The 16,882-nt window shown below is 73.2% G+C and carries 11 protein-coding genes and 1 pseudogene; 8 read left to right on the top strand and 4 right to left on the bottom strand.

Annotated features, from left to right (window positions below):
• The first annotated feature begins 17 nt into the window (after positions 1 to 17).
• A complete protein-coding gene (locus ABTY40_RS25050; protein WP_352061587.1) occupies positions 18 to 743 on the top strand; it encodes a TetR/AcrR family transcriptional regulator in 726 nt (241 codons plus the stop codon).
• Here ABTY40_RS25050 and ABTY40_RS25045 read toward each other — a convergent pair.
• Both ABTY40_RS25045 and ABTY40_RS30935 read right to left on the bottom strand, forming a co-directional pair.
• On the bottom strand, positions 730 to 1,938 hold the full coding sequence (locus tag ABTY40_RS25045) for a type ISP restriction/modification enzyme (protein ID WP_352061586.1): 1,209 nt from the start codon (positions 1,936 to 1,938) through the stop codon (positions 730 to 732). The two genes, ABTY40_RS25050 and ABTY40_RS25045, sit on opposite strands and share 14 nt — an antisense overlap.
• Positions 1,926 to 2,312, bottom strand: a complete 387-nt coding sequence (locus ABTY40_RS30935; RefSeq protein ID WP_502990673.1) for a transposase — start codon at positions 2,310 to 2,312, stop codon at positions 1,926 to 1,928. Before ABTY40_RS30935 ends, ABTY40_RS25045 begins: the two co-directional genes overlap by 13 nt.
• A gap of 62 nt (positions 2,313 to 2,374) precedes the next feature.
• On the opposite strand from ABTY40_RS30935, the gene ABTY40_RS25035 reads away from it, so the two are divergent.
• Complete coding sequence (locus tag ABTY40_RS25035) at positions 2,375 to 3,022, top strand: alpha/beta fold hydrolase (protein WP_352061585.1); 648 nt, start codon at positions 2,375 to 2,377, stop codon at positions 3,020 to 3,022.
• On the opposite strand, the gene ABTY40_RS25030 is transcribed toward ABTY40_RS25035, so the two are convergent.
• The gene (locus ABTY40_RS25030) at positions 2,997 to 3,746 is read right to left on the bottom strand and encodes a GntR family transcriptional regulator (RefSeq protein ID WP_352061584.1); all 750 of its coding nucleotides are present in this window, start codon (positions 3,744 to 3,746) and stop codon (positions 2,997 to 2,999) included. The two genes, ABTY40_RS25035 and ABTY40_RS25030, sit on opposite strands and share 26 nt — an antisense overlap.
• Positions 3,747 to 3,767: 21 nt before the next feature.
• Positions 3,768 to 5,090, bottom strand: coding sequence for a homogentisate 1,2-dioxygenase (hmgA, locus tag ABTY40_RS25025; protein ID WP_352061583.1), 1,323 nt, complete (start codon positions 5,088 to 5,090; stop codon positions 3,768 to 3,770).
• 496 nt (positions 5,091 to 5,586) lie between these two features.
• On the opposite strand from hmgA, the pseudogene ABTY40_RS30930 reads away from it, so the two are divergent.
• The 6 genes and pseudogenes from ABTY40_RS30930 (at position 5,587) to ABTY40_RS24990 (ending at position 16,717) form a co-directional block, all read left to right on the top strand.
• A pseudogene (locus ABTY40_RS30930) lies at positions 5,587 to 10,423 on the top strand (ricin-type beta-trefoil lectin domain protein).
• A 54-nt stretch (positions 10,424 to 10,477) separates the two neighbouring features.
• On the top strand, positions 10,478 to 11,143 hold the full coding sequence (locus ABTY40_RS25010) for a hypothetical protein (RefSeq protein WP_352061581.1): 666 nt from the start codon (positions 10,478 to 10,480) through the stop codon (positions 11,141 to 11,143).
• 163 nt (positions 11,144 to 11,306) lie between these two features.
• A complete protein-coding gene (locus tag ABTY40_RS25005) occupies positions 11,307 to 11,966 on the top strand; it encodes a TetR/AcrR family transcriptional regulator (protein ID WP_352061580.1) in 660 nt (219 codons plus the stop codon).
• A gap of 94 nt (positions 11,967 to 12,060) precedes the next feature.
• The gene (locus ABTY40_RS25000) at positions 12,061 to 14,286 is read left to right on the top strand and encodes a molybdopterin-dependent oxidoreductase (protein WP_352061579.1); all 2,226 of its coding nucleotides are present in this window, start codon (positions 12,061 to 12,063) and stop codon (positions 14,284 to 14,286) included.
• Between the two features lie 119 nt (positions 14,287 to 14,405).
• Positions 14,406 to 15,875: a CitMHS family transporter gene (locus tag ABTY40_RS24995; protein ID WP_352061578.1), complete on the top strand. Its 1,470-nt coding sequence runs from the start codon at positions 14,406 to 14,408 to the stop codon at positions 15,873 to 15,875.
• 194 nt (positions 15,876 to 16,069) lie between these two features.
• Positions 16,070 to 16,717: a hypothetical protein gene (locus ABTY40_RS24990; protein WP_352061577.1), complete on the top strand. Its 648-nt coding sequence runs from the start codon at positions 16,070 to 16,072 to the stop codon at positions 16,715 to 16,717.
• The last annotated feature ends 165 nt before the right edge of the window (positions 16,718 to 16,882 follow it).

The following is a 16,882-nucleotide window of genomic DNA, read 5'->3' as shown; positions in this document are numbered from 1 at the left end:
AGGCGAGGTGATGATCCATGGCGGGCCGAGCGGCCGAACCCGAAGTGATCTGGGCGCGCCCCGAGCGCGCCGGACGAGGCCCCAAACCGGCCTACAGCCGGCGGGACATCGCGGACGCCGCCGTCCGCATCGCCGACACCGACGGCCTGGAGGCGGTCTCCATGCGCCGCGTCGCCGCCGAACTCGGCTGCGGCACCATGTCGCTCTACAACTACGTCCCCCGCAAGGAGGACCTGTACGAGCTGATGGTCGACGCGGTCAGCGGCGAGTACGACCTGCCGGAGAAACCCAGCGGCGACTGGCGCGCCGACATGACCGCGCTCGCCCACCAGACGCGCGCCCTCATGTACCGGCACCCCTGGCTCGCCCGGGTGATGACCACCGCCTACGGCTTCAGCCCGAACGCCCTGCGCTACCTGGAGTGGTGCCTCGGCTGCCTGGCCCCCCTGGACATCGCACCCGGCCTGAAGATGCAGCTCATCGCCATGGTCAACGGCACGGTCATGGCCACCGTCGCCAACGAGCAGGCCATGGCCGAACGGGCCCGCGCCCTGCCCTGGTCCGAGCAGGAGGAGCAGGCAGTCCGCGCCGCCTACCTCGCCCGGCAGGTTGCCGGCGGGCGCTACCCGCACCTGGCGGCGCTGCTGGCCGCGCCGCCCGTCCCCGCCGACCCGGACGAGATCTTCGACATGACCATCGCCCGCCTCCTGGAGTCCTTCGCGCCCCCCGTCACAGGAGCATGAACTGACCCTCCGGGCCCTCCTCCTGATGGTCCAGTACGGACGCGGGGCGGCGGGCCCGGTCCGGCACCGGGAGCACCCCGGCCGCCGTCAGGGCTGCCCTGCCGCCGCCCCCGGCGGTGAACACCGCCCGCTCCGGATCCCGCGCGCCCAGCAGCGCCAGCGCCGTCACCAGGCCGAGCAGCTCCGAGGTCCACTCCTGCGGCCAGGCCGCCGGACCGATGGCCTCCAGGGAGCCCGGCTCGGCCGGCGCTGTCCGCCGCTCGAACCACTGCTCCAGGACCCGCACGCCGCCCACCCGGAACTCCCAGGCGTCCACCGGCACGGGGGAGATCCGGCCCTCACCGACACCGAGGACCTCCGTGCCCGGGTCGTACGACAGGGCCGCGGGGCGCGCCGGGACCGCCGCCCGCACGTAGGGGCGCCGCCCGCCCGGCAGCCGGGGGCGCGTCCCGCTCAGCGCCCCACCGAGCTGGACGTCGGCGAGCTCCCGGCCCAGCCGCACGCCCGCCGACCAGACCGCCGGTTCCTCCGGCAGCGGCACCCGGCACCCGGCCGGCGAGGGGGAGGCGGCGGCGAGCGTCCACGCCAGCCAGTCCCGGGCGTCCACCTCGTACCCGTACCGCTCGCTCAGGAAGGGCAGCAGACCGGGGGCCAGGTTCGGCTCCCGGCCGCCGGGGCGGCGGAACAGCGGCCGGATGCGGCCCGGCCGGCCCGCGGGGGAGCGGCCCTCCGGAAGCGCCGAGGTCACGAGCAGCGCCGGGCCCGCCGCCCCGGGCACGTACCCCTGCTCCACGGCGAAGATCTGGGGCGCGCCGGCGACCCGCCACAGTTCGGGGCGGGCGGTGTCGATCAGCCGGTGGTCGGGGAGCAGCCACTGCTCGTCGAAGGGTCCCCGCGCGACCCGCACCGGCTCCGGGCACGGGCCGAACTCCCGGGCGAACCGCACCGTGCCGGTGCGCTGTCCGGGCAGCGCCGCCACCGCGCTCGACGGCGTCCGCGCCCGGCTCGGCCGGAACAGCGCCTCCCGCTCGGCGCCCCCGGCCGCCACCAGCCGGTCCCAGCGGGCCCGCAGCGTGCGCGCGTCCGGCGCCGCGATCCAGGACCGCCCGAACCGGAGCGGCGCGACGGACCAGGGCATCAGCTCGTCCAGCAGGGGCGCTTCGTCCGGACCCGGGGCTTGCGTCACGCCCCGCATGCTAACGACCCCCGCCGGGCGGCTCCAGCCTTCCTCCCGGGGGGCTCCCCGGGCCCTGGCGGAGCTTCCCGGCCCGTCGGCGGACGGCCGGTGCCCGCGCGGCGACGACGCGCCCGGCCGGCGGCCCGCGAACCACGGCCCCGGCGCGCGGCCCGCCGCTCCGAGGGCTCCGGGCCCGACCTAGAGCCTGTCCGGGCCATCACGCGCCTGAACCGCTCAGGCAGACCCCGCCACCACACGTCGGTCCGCACCCCGTGCGCAGGCCCGTCGATCACCTGTCGGTGATCCCGCCACCGGCCACAACGCCCCTTGCTGACCGGCAGGAACGGCTCAAGCCGTTCCCACTCCGCATCCGTCGGATCACCTCGCCCCATGCCCCGAACAACGATCCGACTGGATGCCAGTCTCATGATCAGCCGGCTAGTAGCCTGCGGCCATGCCCGATCCCTCCCCCTTCGCCATGCCCACCCGCTTCGACGGTGCCCCTGACCGTGTCGCAGTCGTCGTTCCAGGCGTCGGTTACTCGCCTGCCAGACCGCTGCTGCACTTCGCTCGTGGCGTGCTCCTCCAGCACGGCTGGACGGTCCAGGAGCTGTGGTGGCAGATCCCAGATGACTTCTCGCAGTTCACCGTGACCGACCGGGTCGCGTGGGTGGAGCGGCAGGTCGCCCAGGCCGTCGACGCCGAGGCAGGGGCCTGTCGCCTCCTTGTCGGCAAGTCCTTGGGCTCACTCGCCTGCGGCATCGCAGCCGAGCGAAACATCGCAGCGGCCTGGCTCACTCCTGTCCTGACCCTCGACCATGTGGCCCGTGCTCTCCAGCGAGCCCAAGCGCCGACCCTCCTCATCGGCGGCAGCGCCGACCAGCTGTGGGACTCACGGACCGCCGAGTCCCTACGACATGACGTCCTGGAAGTTCCCTCGGCGGATCACGCACTGGAGCTCGCGAACGACGCCACGGGATCCGTTGACGTATTGCGGCACGTCATCTCACGGCTGGACCGCTTCGTCGGCTCTCTCGGCCATGAGAGACCACCAGACAAGATCGCCCGGACCCGCTCTAGTCGGCCTCCACCGTCACCGTGAAGGAGAACCGGTCCCCGCGGTAGCGGATGCGCGCCACGTCGACGACCCGGCCGTCCGCGTCGTAGGTCACGCCCGTGTAGTGCAGGATCGGTGAGAGCAGCGGGACCCGGAGCAGACCGGCCGTCTCCGGGTCGGCGAGGCGGGCCTCCACCGTGTCCGTGATCCGGCTGATCCGCACCCCGACCACGTCCCGCAGGACCTTCGTCATCGGCCACCGCTCCAGATCCGCCGGGTCGATCACGGCCGCCAGTTCCGGAAGGACCGCGTTCTCCGCCCAGTTGGTGGGCTCGCCGCTCTCCCCGTCCACGCGCAGCCGCCGGTACGTGACGACCTCCGGTACCCCGGGAAAGTACTCGGCGAGCTCACCCGGCACCGGCTCGGTGCCGTGCCCGAGGACCGTGGTCGGCTCGCCCGACTGCTGGGCCACGATCGCGTCGATCGAACCGAGCAGGCGGCGCGGCGTGGAGCGCCGCGCGCCCGGCTCGATGAAGGTGCCGCGCCGCCGGTGGCGGCTGATCAGCCCCTCCTCCTCCAGCTCCTTCAGCGCCTGCCGCATGGTCAGCACGCTGACGCCGTAGTGCGCGGCCAGCTGCTCCTCGGTGGGCAGCCGCAGCGAGGCGTCCGGCGCGCGGCCCAGTATCGAGGCGCGGAGGGACTGCGAGACCTGGTACCACAGCGGAAGCTTGCGGTTCAGGACCAGGGAGTCGGGGGCGAAGGCGGTCACGGCGTTCTCCGTACGACGACACTACGACCGGAAGTGGCGCTCAAGACCCTGCCATACGGCGTCGTAGCCCTTCTGCAGGTGGTCGGCGTTCGCCGCCTGACCGGTCGTGGTGATCGGCCAGCGCGTCTCGAACATGAAGGCCAGACCGTCGTCGATCTTCTGCGGCTTCAGCTCGGCGGCGCTCGCCTTGTCGAAGGTCTCCCGATCCGGGCCGTGCGCCGACATCATGTTGTGCAGCGAGCCGCCGCCGGGCACGAAACCCCCCTTTCCGGCGGTCTTGGCGTCGTACGCGCCCTCGATCAGGCCCATGTACTCACTCATGACGTTGCGGTGGAAGTACGGCGGGCGGAAGGTGTCCTCGCCGACCAGCCAGCGCGGGGCGAAGACCACGAAGTCGACACCGGCGAGCCCGGGGGTGTCGGACGGGGAGGTGAGGACGGTGAAGATCGACGGGTCCGGGTGGTCGTACGAGATCGTCCCGATGACGTTGAAGCGCCGCAGGTCGTAGACGTACGGGGTGTGGTTGCCGTGCCAGGCGACGACGTCCAGCGGGGAGTGGTCGTACGTCGCCGACCAGAGGTTGCCGCAGTACTTGTTGACCACCTCGACCGGGCCCTCGACGTCCTCGTGGGCGGCGACCGGGGCGCGGAAGTCCCGGGCGTTGGCCAGGCCGTTGGCGCCGATGGGGCCGAGGTCCGGGAGCTGGAACGGGGCGCCGTAGTTCTCGCAGACGTAACCGCGGGCCGTCTCGTCGAGCAGCTCCACCCGGAAGCGGACACCGCGCGGGATCAGGGCGACCTCGCCGGGGCGGGCGGCGAGCAGGCCGAGCTCGGTGCGGAGCAGCAGACCGCCGTGCTCCGGGACGATCAGCAGCTCGCCGTCGGAGTCGCCGAAGACCCGCTCCATCGAGGCGTTGGCGTGGTAGAGGTGCACGGCCATGCCGGTGCGCTGCGTCACGTCGCCGTTGCCGCCGAGGGTCCACAGACCGGCCAGCCAGTCCGTCCCCGGCGCCGGCTCGGGCAGCGGGTTCCAGCGCAGCCGGTTCGGGTCGGGCACGGTCTCCGTGAAGGGCGCGCCGCGCAGCGCGCCGTTGTCGATCCGGGTGAACGGCGGGTGGGCCGCCGAGGGGCGGATCCGGTAGAGCCAGGACCGGCGGTTGTGGGCGCGCGGCTCGGTGAAGGCGCTGCCGCTGAGCTGCTCGGCGTAGAGGCCGAGGGGGGCACGCTGCGGCGAGTTGCGCCCTTCCGGCAGCGCGCCGGGGACCGCCTCCGAGCTGTGCTCGTTGCCGAACCCGGTGCTGTAGGTGAGCGCCTCGGCCGTCTTCCTGGCCTGCTCCGTCGTCATCGACCGCTCCTGTCCTGAGCCCACAAGGGAATCCTATGTACGACCGTAGGATTCCGCGCGGCTCCCGTCAACGGTGACTCGGCCGCCCCCTGGCGCCCGTCCGCGTCCGGCTTCGGGTGCGAGCGGGTGCGTCAGGGGTGCGGGGTGCCGGTGCGCGGGGCGGTGCGGAGCGGTGCGCGGGCGGTGGGCGGGCGGCGGAACCCGCGGTAACCCCCTTGAACATCGGACGCGGCCTGTGGCTATGGTGATCCCCGCACGCCGGACGGAACCTGACCCCTCCGCTCCGGCTCGCACATCACCGGCGGCCGGGGGAACAGTGCCGCCACGGGGAGGGATGGCTCCGTCGTGCCACGACACCGGCTCACCGTGCCCGCATCGCAGGTCGGCACGGTGTCGTGCCTCCTTCGGTCCGGCGCGTCCGCGTAGTCCGTACGGCTCCGCCGCCGCTCCTGACGGGTGGCCCCCGACGCCCCTCGTTCGCTACGAAGGACGACCCTTGCGTTCCAGACCAAGAACGTTCGTACCGGGATCGCGGCTCTCCGCGGTCCTGACCCCACTCACCACCTCCGTGGTCGGACTCGCCGTCCTCGGCGGTCTGGCCGTCCAGCCCGGCCTCCCGGGCACCGGCCCCCGCATGGCCTCCGTCGGCAACGACTTCGACTGGTACGAGGAGACCGCCGCGGAGCAACTGCGGCAGGACCAGTGCCTGATGGCCGAGGTGCTGCGCATGGGCGGCCCGGCCATGGCCGGCGTCGCCCAGAGCGGTCTCGACCTGCCGCCCGAGGGCCTCCACACGGCCGCGAACCCCAAGTACTGGGAGAAGACGCCGCTCAGCACGGCGTACGAGAAGGACAAGGCGGCCGCCGACAAGGAACTGTCGGGCATCTTCGCCCTCCGGGAGAGCTGGGAGAAGCCGCTCTACGGGCTGAGCACCGTCGCGGGCCTCAACGACGCGACCTTCCACTGGCCGCCCGGCACCCGGGAGGGCGAGGACTTCCACAGCCAGACCGGCCTGACCAAGTGGATCGCCGACCGGTTCTGGAAGGACGAGGGCGACCCCTACGAGGACCCCACCCCGAAGGCCGACGCCAAGACCCGCAAGGCCGTCATCGACCTGGGCACCCCCCTCTACGGCAAGGACCCGGACTCCACGACCAGCACCGACTGGACCCGGGACGTCGCCGAGAACGAGGGCTTCAAGTGGCTCAAGGGCGACACCTTCGAGCCCACCGGCGCCGACAACGCCCGACTCTTCCTCGCCAACGGCGGCTTCCCCCGTACGGGGCCGGTCCCCGGCAGCCCCGAGTACCGCATCGCGGTCGAGGACCTGAAGACGCGCTTCTCCACCTGTGCCTGGCGCGACCCGATCGACCCGAACAAGGTCATGGGCCCCGTCGCCGGCGCGGCCGCCGCCGAATGGCAGCAGGAGATCGCCTCCCAGGCCGTCCAGCGCAACCAGGTCGTGGACGCGAGCGAGAAGGCCACCACGGCGCTCGCGACCGGAGCCAGGGCGCTCGGCCAGATGCTCGGCCACTCCTGGGTCGCCGACCACCTCACCCGCTGGCAGGACTACTGGTCCGCGGGCGGCGTCGGCTGGATCGGTGACGTCCCGTCGACGATCCAGCTGAAGGGCGCCGCCGGCAAGTGCCTGGAGGTCCAGGGCGGCGGAACGGCCAACGGCACCCCGGTCCAGGTCTACACCTGCAACGGCACGTCCGCGCAGGAGTGGCGGATGGAGGGTGACGACCTCGGCCTGCACCTGCGCAACGTCAAGTCCATGAAGTGCCTCGACGTCGCCGGCAACGGCTCGGCCGTCGGCACGAAGATCCAGATCCACGACTGCAACAGCAACTCGAAGGCGCAGACCTGGGAGTACACCCCCCGCGCCACCACGCAGCTCAAGGGCGTCGGCTCCGGCAAGTGCCTGAACTTCGCCACGTACGACCTCGGCAAGGACGCGCTGCTCGCCACCTGCGCGACCGCCGCCTCGCAGCAGTTCACCATCAAGCCGTCCGGCCGCAACGGTGACGTGCAGCCCAAGGCCCACTTCGACCAGGCGGCGAAGGGCATCGCGGACGCCCGGGCGGGCGCCAAGGCGCAGCTCGCGGTCATCAAGCAGCAGGCCGCGGCGGCCAAGACCGCCGTCGCCACCTCCGACACCGCCATGCAGGCCGCCTACGCCATCGCCGACAAGAACGGCGCGCCGCGCGGCCGGGGACTGCTGGTGGGTCTCCAGAAGGACCAGGTGACCAAGGGCGTCGCCGCCGCGCTCGACGCGATGGTGAAGGCGGGCGAGACCGCCGAGGCCGCCACCCGCGCCGCCGCCGCGGACAGCGACACGATCGCGCAGCGCGCGCTCGCCCAGGCCTCCCTGTCGAAGGCCGAGTTCCGCAAGGAGGCGGCCCGCGCCGCCGAGTGGCAGGCCAAGGCCGCCGCGGACGGGGCCAGGTTCCAGCGCGACACCGCCAAGAAGGAGAAGGAGACCGCCGAGGCCAAGCTCGCCGTCGCCGTGCAGGCCGAGGCGACCGCCAAGGCGGCCGCAGCCGACGCCCGCGCCCGCAGGCTGTCGGCCGAGGCGGAGGAGAAGACCGCCGAGAAGGAAAAGCTGATCGCCGTCGCCAAACAGGGCGAGGCGGCACAGCACCGCAAGAACGCCGAGTCCGAGGCGGTGAAGGCGCAGGACGCCAGGAAGCTCGCCGAGGCCGCCGAGGGCACCGCGGTCGAGAAGAAGAACGCCGCGGTGAAGGCCAAGGACAAGGCCCGCGATCTGCGGGACGACGCCTGGGCCGCCGAGCAGAAGGCCGACGCCGCCCGCGCCAAGGCCGATGCCAAGGAGGCCTTCGCCCAGGCGCACGAGTCGGACGAGAACGCCAAGGCCTCCCGGGAGGCCGCGGACGCCGCTGACTCCCACGCCGACGCCGCGGAGGCGGCGGCGGGCCGGGCCAGGGGCGAGGCCGACGCGGCGACGCAGGCCGCCGCCGAGGCGGACGCCGCCGCCACCCGTGCCGAGGCCGCCGCGGGCCGCGCCCGCGCCGACGCGGACGCAGCCCAGGCCGCCAAGCTCCGGTCCGAGGCCGCGGTGAAGACCGCGACCAGCGCCGTCGCCGACGCCCTGGACGCCTCGCGGCGCGCCGCCGACGCGGCGAAGACCGCACAGCGCCTCGCCGACGAGGCGGAGGCCAAGGCGAAGCAGGCCATGACCCACGCGGACGAGGCCAAGAAGGAGGCCGCCAAGGCCCTGGCCGCCACCGCCAAGGCCGCCGGATTCGCCCACGTCACGGCCCAGGCCGCGGTGGACGCCGGCAACGCGGCCGCGCAGGTCGCAGCAGAAGGCCGTCGCCGACGCCCACGCCAAGAACGCGAAGGAGGAGGCCGCCGCCGCCAAGGCCCTCGCGGACGCGGCCACCGGCGAGGCCAAGCAGGCCTACGTGCACGCGGCCAACGCCGCGACCCACGCGGCCGACGCGCGCGGCTACGCGACGGAGGCCCTCGGGTACGCGGCCGACGCGGCCCGGGCCGCGTCGAAGGCGGCCGAGTCCTTGGCCCGTACGGTCGAGTACGACCGCCAGGCCGGCGTGGACGCCCGCGCGGCGGACGCCGCCGCCGGACGCGCCGAGAACCACGCCACGACCGCCCGCGCCTCCGCCGACCAGGCCGCCCTGGACGCCGAGGCCGCCCGCGACGCCGCGGCCGCGGCCGAGCAGGCGGCCAAGGACGCCCGTGCGGCGGCCGACCGCGCCGACGCCGCCGCCACCGAGGCGGAGGCGGCGGCCAAGGACGCGCTGAAGTACGCCAAGGAGGCCCAGGAGGCGGCCGAGTCCGCCGCCAGGAAGCAGGCCAACCAGCAGATCAAGGACGGCGCGGGCACGGGCGGCATCGGCGGCACGTTCTTCGTCGTCGACGAGGACAGCGTCAAGGTCACCGACGCCAAGCAGAAGAACGACTGTGTCATCGAGGTCGGTTTCACCGGCTGCACCGTCACGTTCGACGTGACGTTCGACGTCGAGGTCGACTTCTTCCTGTGCACCGACCCGGACGTGCCGGCCACGGCGACCGGCTGCCCGGCGACCGACACCGTGCTGATCGACCGCCGGCCGTTCAAGGGCCTGAAGAAGGAGGTCACCCAGTACTTCAGCAAGTGGGACCTCATCGAGCAGACCCTCGTCTACAAGGTCCTCAGGGCCGTCCTCATCCAGGACTTCATCGACTGCTGGAGGGGCAGCGCGGGCGGCTGTGCCTGGGCCGCGAGCAACTTCGTCCCGGGCAAGGCGTTCAGCAAGATCGCCGAGGCGCTCAACGCACTCGACGCCGCGATGAAGACCGGCGTGGGCGTCGCCGACGCCTACAAGGCGCTCAAGGCCATCGAGGGCCTGGACCCGGCGACCCTCGCCAGGATCACGCAGCAGGTGAACCTCTACGAGGATGCCTTCACCTCCTGCGTGCGCAACAGCTTCCCGGGGCACACCCCGGTGCTGATGGCGGACGGCACCTACCGTCCCATCGCCCGGGTGGCGATCGGCGATCTGGTCAAGGCCGCCGACCCCGCCTCGGGAGAGCTGCGGACCCAGAAGGTCACCGCCACCTTCCGGCACGGGACCGAGCGTCTGGTGGACGTCACCCTCGCCGGTGGCGGGAAGCTGACGAGCACCGCCGGTCACAAGGTCTTCGTGGCCGACCGCGGCTGGACAACGGTCTCCGACCTGCGCGTCGGTGACCGCCTGCGCACCCCGGAGGGCGCCGTCCGTACGGTGCGGGCCCTGCGCGACCGCACGGGCCTGGCCCCGACGGTGGTCCACGACATCACGGTCGACGGTCCGCACACCTTCTTCGTGCGCGCGACGGGTGCGCGTCCGCAGGACGTGCTGGTCCACAACTGCCTGAACATCGTCGCGGACGAGGGCAAGAACGGCGCTCACACGCTGGGCGAGCACGTCCTCAACGAGCGGCAGGCGTGGGACAAGGCCGCCAAGGACGGCATCGCGACCGTCTGGAACGACCAGGACACGGCGGTGCGCTGCATCAACGAGGCCTTCCAGCAGTGGGTGCAGCGCAGCCCGAAGAACCTGGCGAAGCTCACGAAGTGGATCAACGATCAGCGCAAGCTGCCGAAGTCGCAGATCTTCGATCCGCGCCACGACCTCTTCCCCATCGAATGGGAACTCCGGGGTGAGGGCTCGCTCGGCAAGATCTACCGTGACGGAGCCACGGCGCCGGTGGCGGCCGGGAACAGGGTGGTGATCAACATCAAGGCGGTCCGGGGCGGCAGCCACGCCGGGGACGACGCCGCGAAGATCCCGAACAATTTCGTGATCTACACCGCCTACCCGAAGTAGACCGCCTGCCCGACGCAGGGGGACAGGAGAAGAAAGAGCGGAGGAGAGGGACACATGGCGCAGCCACCACAGGACCGGGCGCTCGGGGTCGACATCGGGCTCAGCGGGCTGATCAAGTGGATCCGCTACCCCGTGGTCACGAGCGAGGCCGCCGGCCTGGACGTCGTGGCGGGCGTCGCCGACCGGTTCGACGGGGCGTTCGCCCACCAGCTTCTGCGGGACTGCCTCGCCCTGCTGGACTCCCCCTTGTCCAGCCGGGACATCGAGACCCTGTGGCTGGCGGGAACATTCCGGGAGTTCGATCTGGGACGCCTCGGGATCGACGGCCGGGCGTGGCTGCGCCGCATCGCGGACGTCTGCGCCGACAGGATCCGGTCCGACGACCCCTCCTTCGCCCCCGCTACCGGCCCGTCCGTGACCGACGGGCCGGTGAAGGAGGCGGTGGCCGCCGAGATCGCGTCGGTCGGTCCCGCCCTGGAGCAGGCCACGGCCCACCACGCCTACAGCCCGCTCGACGGCGTCGTCCCCGCCCTGCGTCGGGTGGTGGACGTCGATCCCGACCTGGCGTTCCGGCTGCTCCTGCGGGCGCTGAAGGGGTACTTCGTACGGATCGGCGAAGCCCGGTACGCGCGCTACCTCGCGCTCGGGGAGGAGCTCGGGCTCGGTGAGGACGTCGTCGACGACGGCGACTTCAACATCTGGCCGGAGCTGGACGACTGACACCATGGGCAGACGCCCGGGACACCCCTGAGGTGCCACCGGCCGGCGGCCGGACCACGGGCGCCCCTCGTCACGAGGGGCGCCCGTGGTCGCGTGGAGGGACGGTCCGGACTCCACGCGGACGGCCCGCACACGCCCCCCGGGGGCGCGGCATCATGGTCCCGTGTCCCCGACAAGCCCGCGGCGCCCGTCCGCGCCGCTCCGCCGGGCCCCCGTCCAGCAGCGCAGTGCCGAGCGGCTCGCCCGGATCCTCGACGCCTGCGCCGAGCTCCTCGACGGCGGCGGCTACGAGCAGCTCACCACCCGCGCGGTGGCCGCGCGGGCGGGGGTGCCGATCGGCTCCGTCTACCGTTTCTTCGGCAACAAGCGGGCGATGGTCTCGGCTTTGGCACACCGGAACCTCGACCGGTACGCCGAGCGGGTCTCCGACCGGTTCGCCGGGACCGCGGGCCTCGACGCGCACGGAGCCATCGACGGCGTCCTCGACGAGTTCCTCGCGATGAAGCGGACCGTGCCGGGCTTCGCGCTGGTCGACTTCGGCGTGCCCGCCGCCGCGCCGGGCGAGGAGACGACCGTGGAGCCCGCGGACGATCCGAACCTCCTCGTCGCCGAACGGCTCTGCGCCCTGTTCGCCGTCCACCTCGGCCGGACCGCCGACGAGGCCCTGCGCCGCAAGGTCCTCGTCGGGGTCGAGACCGCCGACGCCCTCGTACGGCTCGCCTTCCGCGTGGACCCCGAGGGCGACCGGGCGCTGATCGCCGAGACCCGGGAACTGCTCCACGCCTACCTCGCACCCTCTCTGGAGCCGCCCTCGGTGCCGTAACCCTCCCCAACATGCCTACCGGTCGGTATGCTCGGCGTCGCAGCCCGCCACGGCTGTGCCCCACCGCCGTGTGCCACCGCCCCCGGGAGACGTCATGTCCACCGCCCTGCGCATCTGCCCCCTCTGCGAAGCCACCTGCGGACTCGTCCTGACGCTCGACGGCACCCGGGTCACCGGCGCCCGGGGCGACCGGGACGACGTCTTCAGCCGCGGCTTCATCTGCCCCAAGGGCGCTGCCCTCCCCGAGATCGACGCCGATCCGGACCGGCTGCGTGCCCCCCTCGTCCGCGAGGACGGCGTGCTCCGGGAGGCCACCTGGGACGAGGCCTTCGACACGATCGCCGCCCGCTTCCGGCCCGTGATCGAGCGGTACGGCCCCGACGCGGTGGGCGTCGTCCTCGGCAACCCCAACGTGCACACCATGGCGGGCGCCCTCTACCCGCCGCTGCTCGTCGGCGCGCTGCGCACCCCGAACCTCTTCACCGCGTCGACGCTCGACCAGATGCCCAAGCACGTCTCCAGCGGGCTGCTCTTCGGCGACCCCTTCGCCGTGCCCGTCCCCGACCTGGACCGCACCGACCACCTGCTCCTGCTCGGCGCCAACCCGTTCGAGTCCAACGGCAGCCTGTGCACCGCCCCTGACTTCCCCGGCAGGCTCAAGGCGCTGCGCCGGCGCGGCGGCACCCTCACCGTCGTCGACCCCCGGCGCACCCGCACCGCGCGCCTCGCCGACCGGCACGTGGCCATCCGGCCCGGCGCCGACGCGCTGTTCCTCGCCGCCCTCGTCCACACCCTCTTCGCCGAGGGGCTCACCGACCTCGGTCCGCTCGCCGCCCACACCGAGGGGGTCGAGGACGTGCGGACCGCGGTGAAGGAGTTCAGCCCCGAAGCCGTCGCCGGAGCCTGTGACGTCGACGCCACCACGCTCCGGGCCGTCGCCCGCGAACTCGCCGCCGCCCCCACCGCGGCCGTCTACGGCCGGATGGGCAGTTCCACCGTCGCGTACGGCACCCTCGCCAACTGGCTCGTCGACGTCCTCAACGTCCTGACCGGCAACCTCGACCGGCCCGGCGGTGCCCTCTTCCCGCTCTCCGCCACCGCCCCCGCGCCCGGTCCGGCCCGCCCCGGCCGGGGCTTCGCCCTCGGCCGCCGCCACAGCCGGGTCTCCCGTCACCCCGAGGTCAAGGGCGAGTTCCCGATGGCCGCGCTCGCCGAGGAGATCGAGACACCGGGGGAGGGCCGGATCCGGGCGCTCGTGACGGTCGCCGCCAACCCCGTCCTCTCGGCCCCCGACGGCCGCCGCCTCGACGCGGCCCTCGGGACGCTGGACCTCATGGTCGCCGTCGACCCCTACCTCAACGAGACCACCCGGCACGCCGACGTCGTGCTGCCGCCGCCCCCGCCCGCCCAGAGCGCCCACTTCGACTTCGCCCTCAACGGCTTCGCCGTCCGCAACCAGGTCCGCCACACGCCGGCCGCCGTCCCCCTCGAAGCGGGCCGCATGGACGAGTGCGAGATACACGCCCGGCTGATCCTCGCGGTCTCGGGCATGCACGGCGCCCCGCCCTCCGCCGTGGACGAGCTCGCCATCGACACCCTCCTCGCCAAGGCGGTCACCCAGGAGCACTCGCCCGCCTACGGCGCCGACCCGGCGGAGTTCGCCGCCGGGCTCACCGGTGCCTCCGGCCCGGAGCGCCGGCTCGACCTGATGCTCCGGCTGGGCCCGTACGGCCTCACCCTCGACGAGCTGCGCGCCCACCCGCACGGCATCGACCTCGGCCCGCTCAAGCCGCGCGTCCCGCAGCTCCTCAAGACCCGCAGCGGGCGCATCGAACTCCTCCCCGCCCCCATCGCCGCCGATCTGCCCCGGCTGCGTGCCGCGCTCGACGCCGTACCGGACCCCGGCACGCTCCGGCTCGTGGGGCGCCGCCATCTGCGCTCCAACAACTCCTGGCTGCACAACGCCCCGGCGCTCGGCGGAGGTTCGAACCGCTGCGTCCTCCAGGTGCACCCCGAGGACGCGGCCCGGCTGCGGCTGACCGACGGCGGCCTCGCCCGGATCGCGGGGGACGGCGGCCACCTCGACGTACCGGTGGAGATCACCGACGAGGTGCGGACCGGGGTGGTCAGCCTCCCGCACGGCTGGGGTCACGACCGGCCCGGCACCCGGCTCACGGTGGCGGCGAGCCGCCCCGGGGTCAACGTCAACCAGCTGCTCGACGGCTCGCGGCTCGACCCGCTCTCGGGCACCGCCGTCCTCAACGGCTTCCCCGTCACGGTGGCGCCCGTGCCCGAGCCCGAGTCGGCACCCCTCGCGTGACCTGGGGTTTTGCTCGTATTGCTCACGCTTCAACGTCTTGCTGACGGCGGAAGGCGGCACCTACGGTCATCCGGACCGCCGCTCGGCGGCAGTTCAAGGGTGAACGTGAGGTGTCCTCCATGCTGACCGTCCTCGGCTTCGCCATGATCGCGACCTTTCTGGTCCTGATCATGATGAAGAAGATGTCGCCGATCGCGGCGCTCGTGCTGATCCCCGCCCTCTTCTGCGTCGCGGTGGGGCAGGGCGCCCAGCTCGGCGACTACGTCATCGAAGGCGTCGGCAAGCTGGCCCCGACGGCCGCCATGCTGATGTTCGCGATCGTCTACTTCGGCGTGATGATCGACGTCGGCCTCTTCGACCCGATCGTCCGGGCCATCCTGCGCTTCTGCAAGGCCGACCCGGTGCGGGTCGTCGTGGGGACGGCGGTGCTGGCCGCGATCGTCTCGCTGGACGGCGACGGCTCCACCACCTTCATGATCACCGTCTCGGCGATGTACCCGCTCTACAAGCGGCTCGGCATGAGCCTGGTCGTCATGACGGGCGTGGCGGCCACCGCCAACGGCGTCATGAACACCCTCCCCTGGGGCGGCCCCACGGCCCGCGCCGCGACCGCGCTCAAGCTGGACGCCGCCGACATCTTCGTCCCGATGATCCCCGCCCTCGCCGCCGGCCTGGTCTTCGTCGTCGCCCTCGCGTACGTCCTCGGCCGCCGTGAGCGCAGGCGCATCGGCTTCCTGACCCTGGACGAGGCCCTGGCCCCGGAGAGCGGGACCGTCCTCGTCACGGCGGGCGGCGGCGTGGACCTCGTGAAGCGGCCCGGGGCCGGCTCCGGCGCCGGGCCCCTGTCCGGCACCGCGTCCTCCTCCGGCGCCGGTTCCTCCTCCGGTACGGGTACGGGCGCGGGGGACGCCGCCGTCGACGGCCCCCACCCGGGCGAGGACGAGGGCTTCCAGGGCCTCGACCCGCACCGCGCGACGCTCCGCCCGCGGCTGTACTGGTTCAACGCCGGTCTCACGGTGGCCCTGCTCACCGCGATGATCCTCGAACTGCTGCCGATCCCCGTGCTGTTCCTGCTCGGCGCGGCCCTCGCTCTCACCGTCAACTACCCGCGGCCCGCCGACCAGAAGGCCCGGATCGCCGCCCACGCCGACAACGTCCTCAACGTCGCCGGCATGGTCTTCGCCGCCGCCGTCTTCACCGGCGTCCTGACCGGCACCGGCATGGTGAAGCACATGGCCGACTGGCTGGTCGGCGCCATTCCCGAGGGCATGGGACCGCACATGGCCCTGGTCACCGGTGTGCTGAGCCTGCCGCTGACGTACTTCATGTCGAACGACGGCTTCTACTTCGGCGTCCTGCCCGTCCTCGCCGAGGCCGGCGCGGCGCACGGCGTGTCCCCGCTGGAGATCGCCCGGGCCTCCCTGGTCGGCCAGGCCCTGCACATGTCGAGCCCGCTCGTGCCGGCGGTGTACGTATTGGTCGGCATGGCGAAGGTGGAGTTCGGCGACCACACCCGGTTCACGGTGAAGTGGGCGGCCCTGACCTCCCTGGTGGTCCTGGCGGCGGCCCTCCTCCTCGGCATCGTCTGACGCCGTGCGGTCCCCGCCGCGGCCCGGTCCACCGCCCTCCGCCGAGGCGGGGCCGGGCCGGCGGCGTCCGGCGTGGGCCGGACGGGGGACATGCGCGCCGCGCCGCGCATGTCGTCACCGGCCGCGCCCGGGACATGACGGATAGTCGGATTATCGGTTGAAATATCCGACACCATCCTCCCGGAGGAACCCGTATGTCCGTTCGCATCTCCCGGCCGCTGTCGGCCGCCGCGGCCGCCCTCACCCTCGGTGGCCTCGCCCTCGCCGGCGCCCCCGCCGCCCTCGCCGCCCCGGGTGACAACGGCGACGTCAAGATCCACCACGCCGGGCGCCCCGACGAGCCGCCCCGGACGCTGGAGACCGATCAGCGCAACGAGTCCAAGGTCTGCACCTTCTACATCTCCGCGCTGGGCTTCGACGGCCTCCAGCTCCTCAACTGGAACATCACGCCGCAGCCTCCGAAGGGCGGCACCGTCAAGACCGGTGTGGTCACCGTCGACCCGATGGGCAACGGCTTCACGCCGGACATCGAGCTCCCCGACGGCATGTACAAGGTCGAGTGGACCTGGGCCGGCCAGCTCGGCGCCAAGAAGAGCAAGGTCTTCCGGGTCGACTGCGGCGACATGACCAACCCGCCCGGCCACAACGGCGGGAACAACGGCGGCGGCCACCACAAGCCCCCGCACGGCCCGGTCGGCGCGGGCGGCGGCGGCAGCGCGGAGCTCGCCGCCGAGGACTCCAGCACCTTCGGCGTGGGCGCGGCCGTCGCCGCCGGCCTCGCGGGCACGGCCGGCCTGGTCCTGATCCGCCGTGCGCGCCGCCGCAACGATGGCGCGGCGTAGGTCACGCCTCACGCGCCGGCAACGGCGGCTCCTCCGGCTCACCAGGACCGTGACGTTGACGTTCGTCCTGGTGACCGGGGGCATCTGGTGGGCCGGTGACGACGAGCCGGCCGGCCCGGCCCTCGCCACCGGCCCGGCCGTGCCCGGCGGGGCCGCCGGGCCGGC

The sequence above is a fragment of the Streptomyces sp. NPDC126503 genome (assembly GCF_040302405.1).
In the GTDB taxonomy this organism is placed as follows: Bacteria; Actinomycetota; Actinomycetes; order Streptomycetales; family Streptomycetaceae; genus Streptomyces; species Streptomyces gulbargensis.
The sequence above is the reverse complement of the archived record's forward strand: the minus strand, read 5'-3'. Positions and strand labels throughout refer to the sequence as shown.

What these genes read in the sequence shown, in the direction of transcription:
- ABTY40_RS25035 (WP_352061585.1), top strand. Translation starts at nt 2,375, where the DNA reads ATGCCCGATCCCTCCCCCTTCGCCATGCCCACCCGCTTCGACGGTGCC.
- ABTY40_RS25000 (WP_352061579.1), top strand. Translation starts at nt 12,061, where the DNA reads ATGTCCACCGCCCTGCGCATCTGCCCCCTCTGCGAAGCCACCTGCGGA.
- ABTY40_RS24990 (WP_352061577.1), top strand. Translation starts at nt 16,070, where the DNA reads ATGTCCGTTCGCATCTCCCGGCCGCTGTCGGCCGCCGCGGCCGCCCTC.
- ABTY40_RS25045 (WP_352061586.1), bottom strand. Translation starts at nt 1,938, where the DNA reads ATGCGGGGCGTGACGCAAGCCCCGGGTCCGGACGAAGCGCCCCTGCTG.
- hmgA (WP_352061583.1), bottom strand. Translation starts at nt 5,090, where the DNA reads ATGACGACGGAGCAGGCCAGGAAGACGGCCGAGGCGCTCACCTACAGC.
- ABTY40_RS25010 (WP_352061581.1), top strand. Translation starts at nt 10,478, where the DNA reads ATGGCGCAGCCACCACAGGACCGGGCGCTCGGGGTCGACATCGGGCTC.
- ABTY40_RS25050 (WP_352061587.1), top strand. Translation starts at nt 18, where the DNA reads ATGGCGGGCCGAGCGGCCGAACCCGAAGTGATCTGGGCGCGCCCCGAG.
- ABTY40_RS30935 (WP_502990673.1), bottom strand. Translation starts at nt 2,312, where the DNA reads ATGGGGCGAGGTGATCCGACGGATGCGGAGTGGGAACGGCTTGAGCCG.
- ABTY40_RS24995 (WP_352061578.1), top strand. Translation starts at nt 14,406, where the DNA reads ATGCTGACCGTCCTCGGCTTCGCCATGATCGCGACCTTTCTGGTCCTG.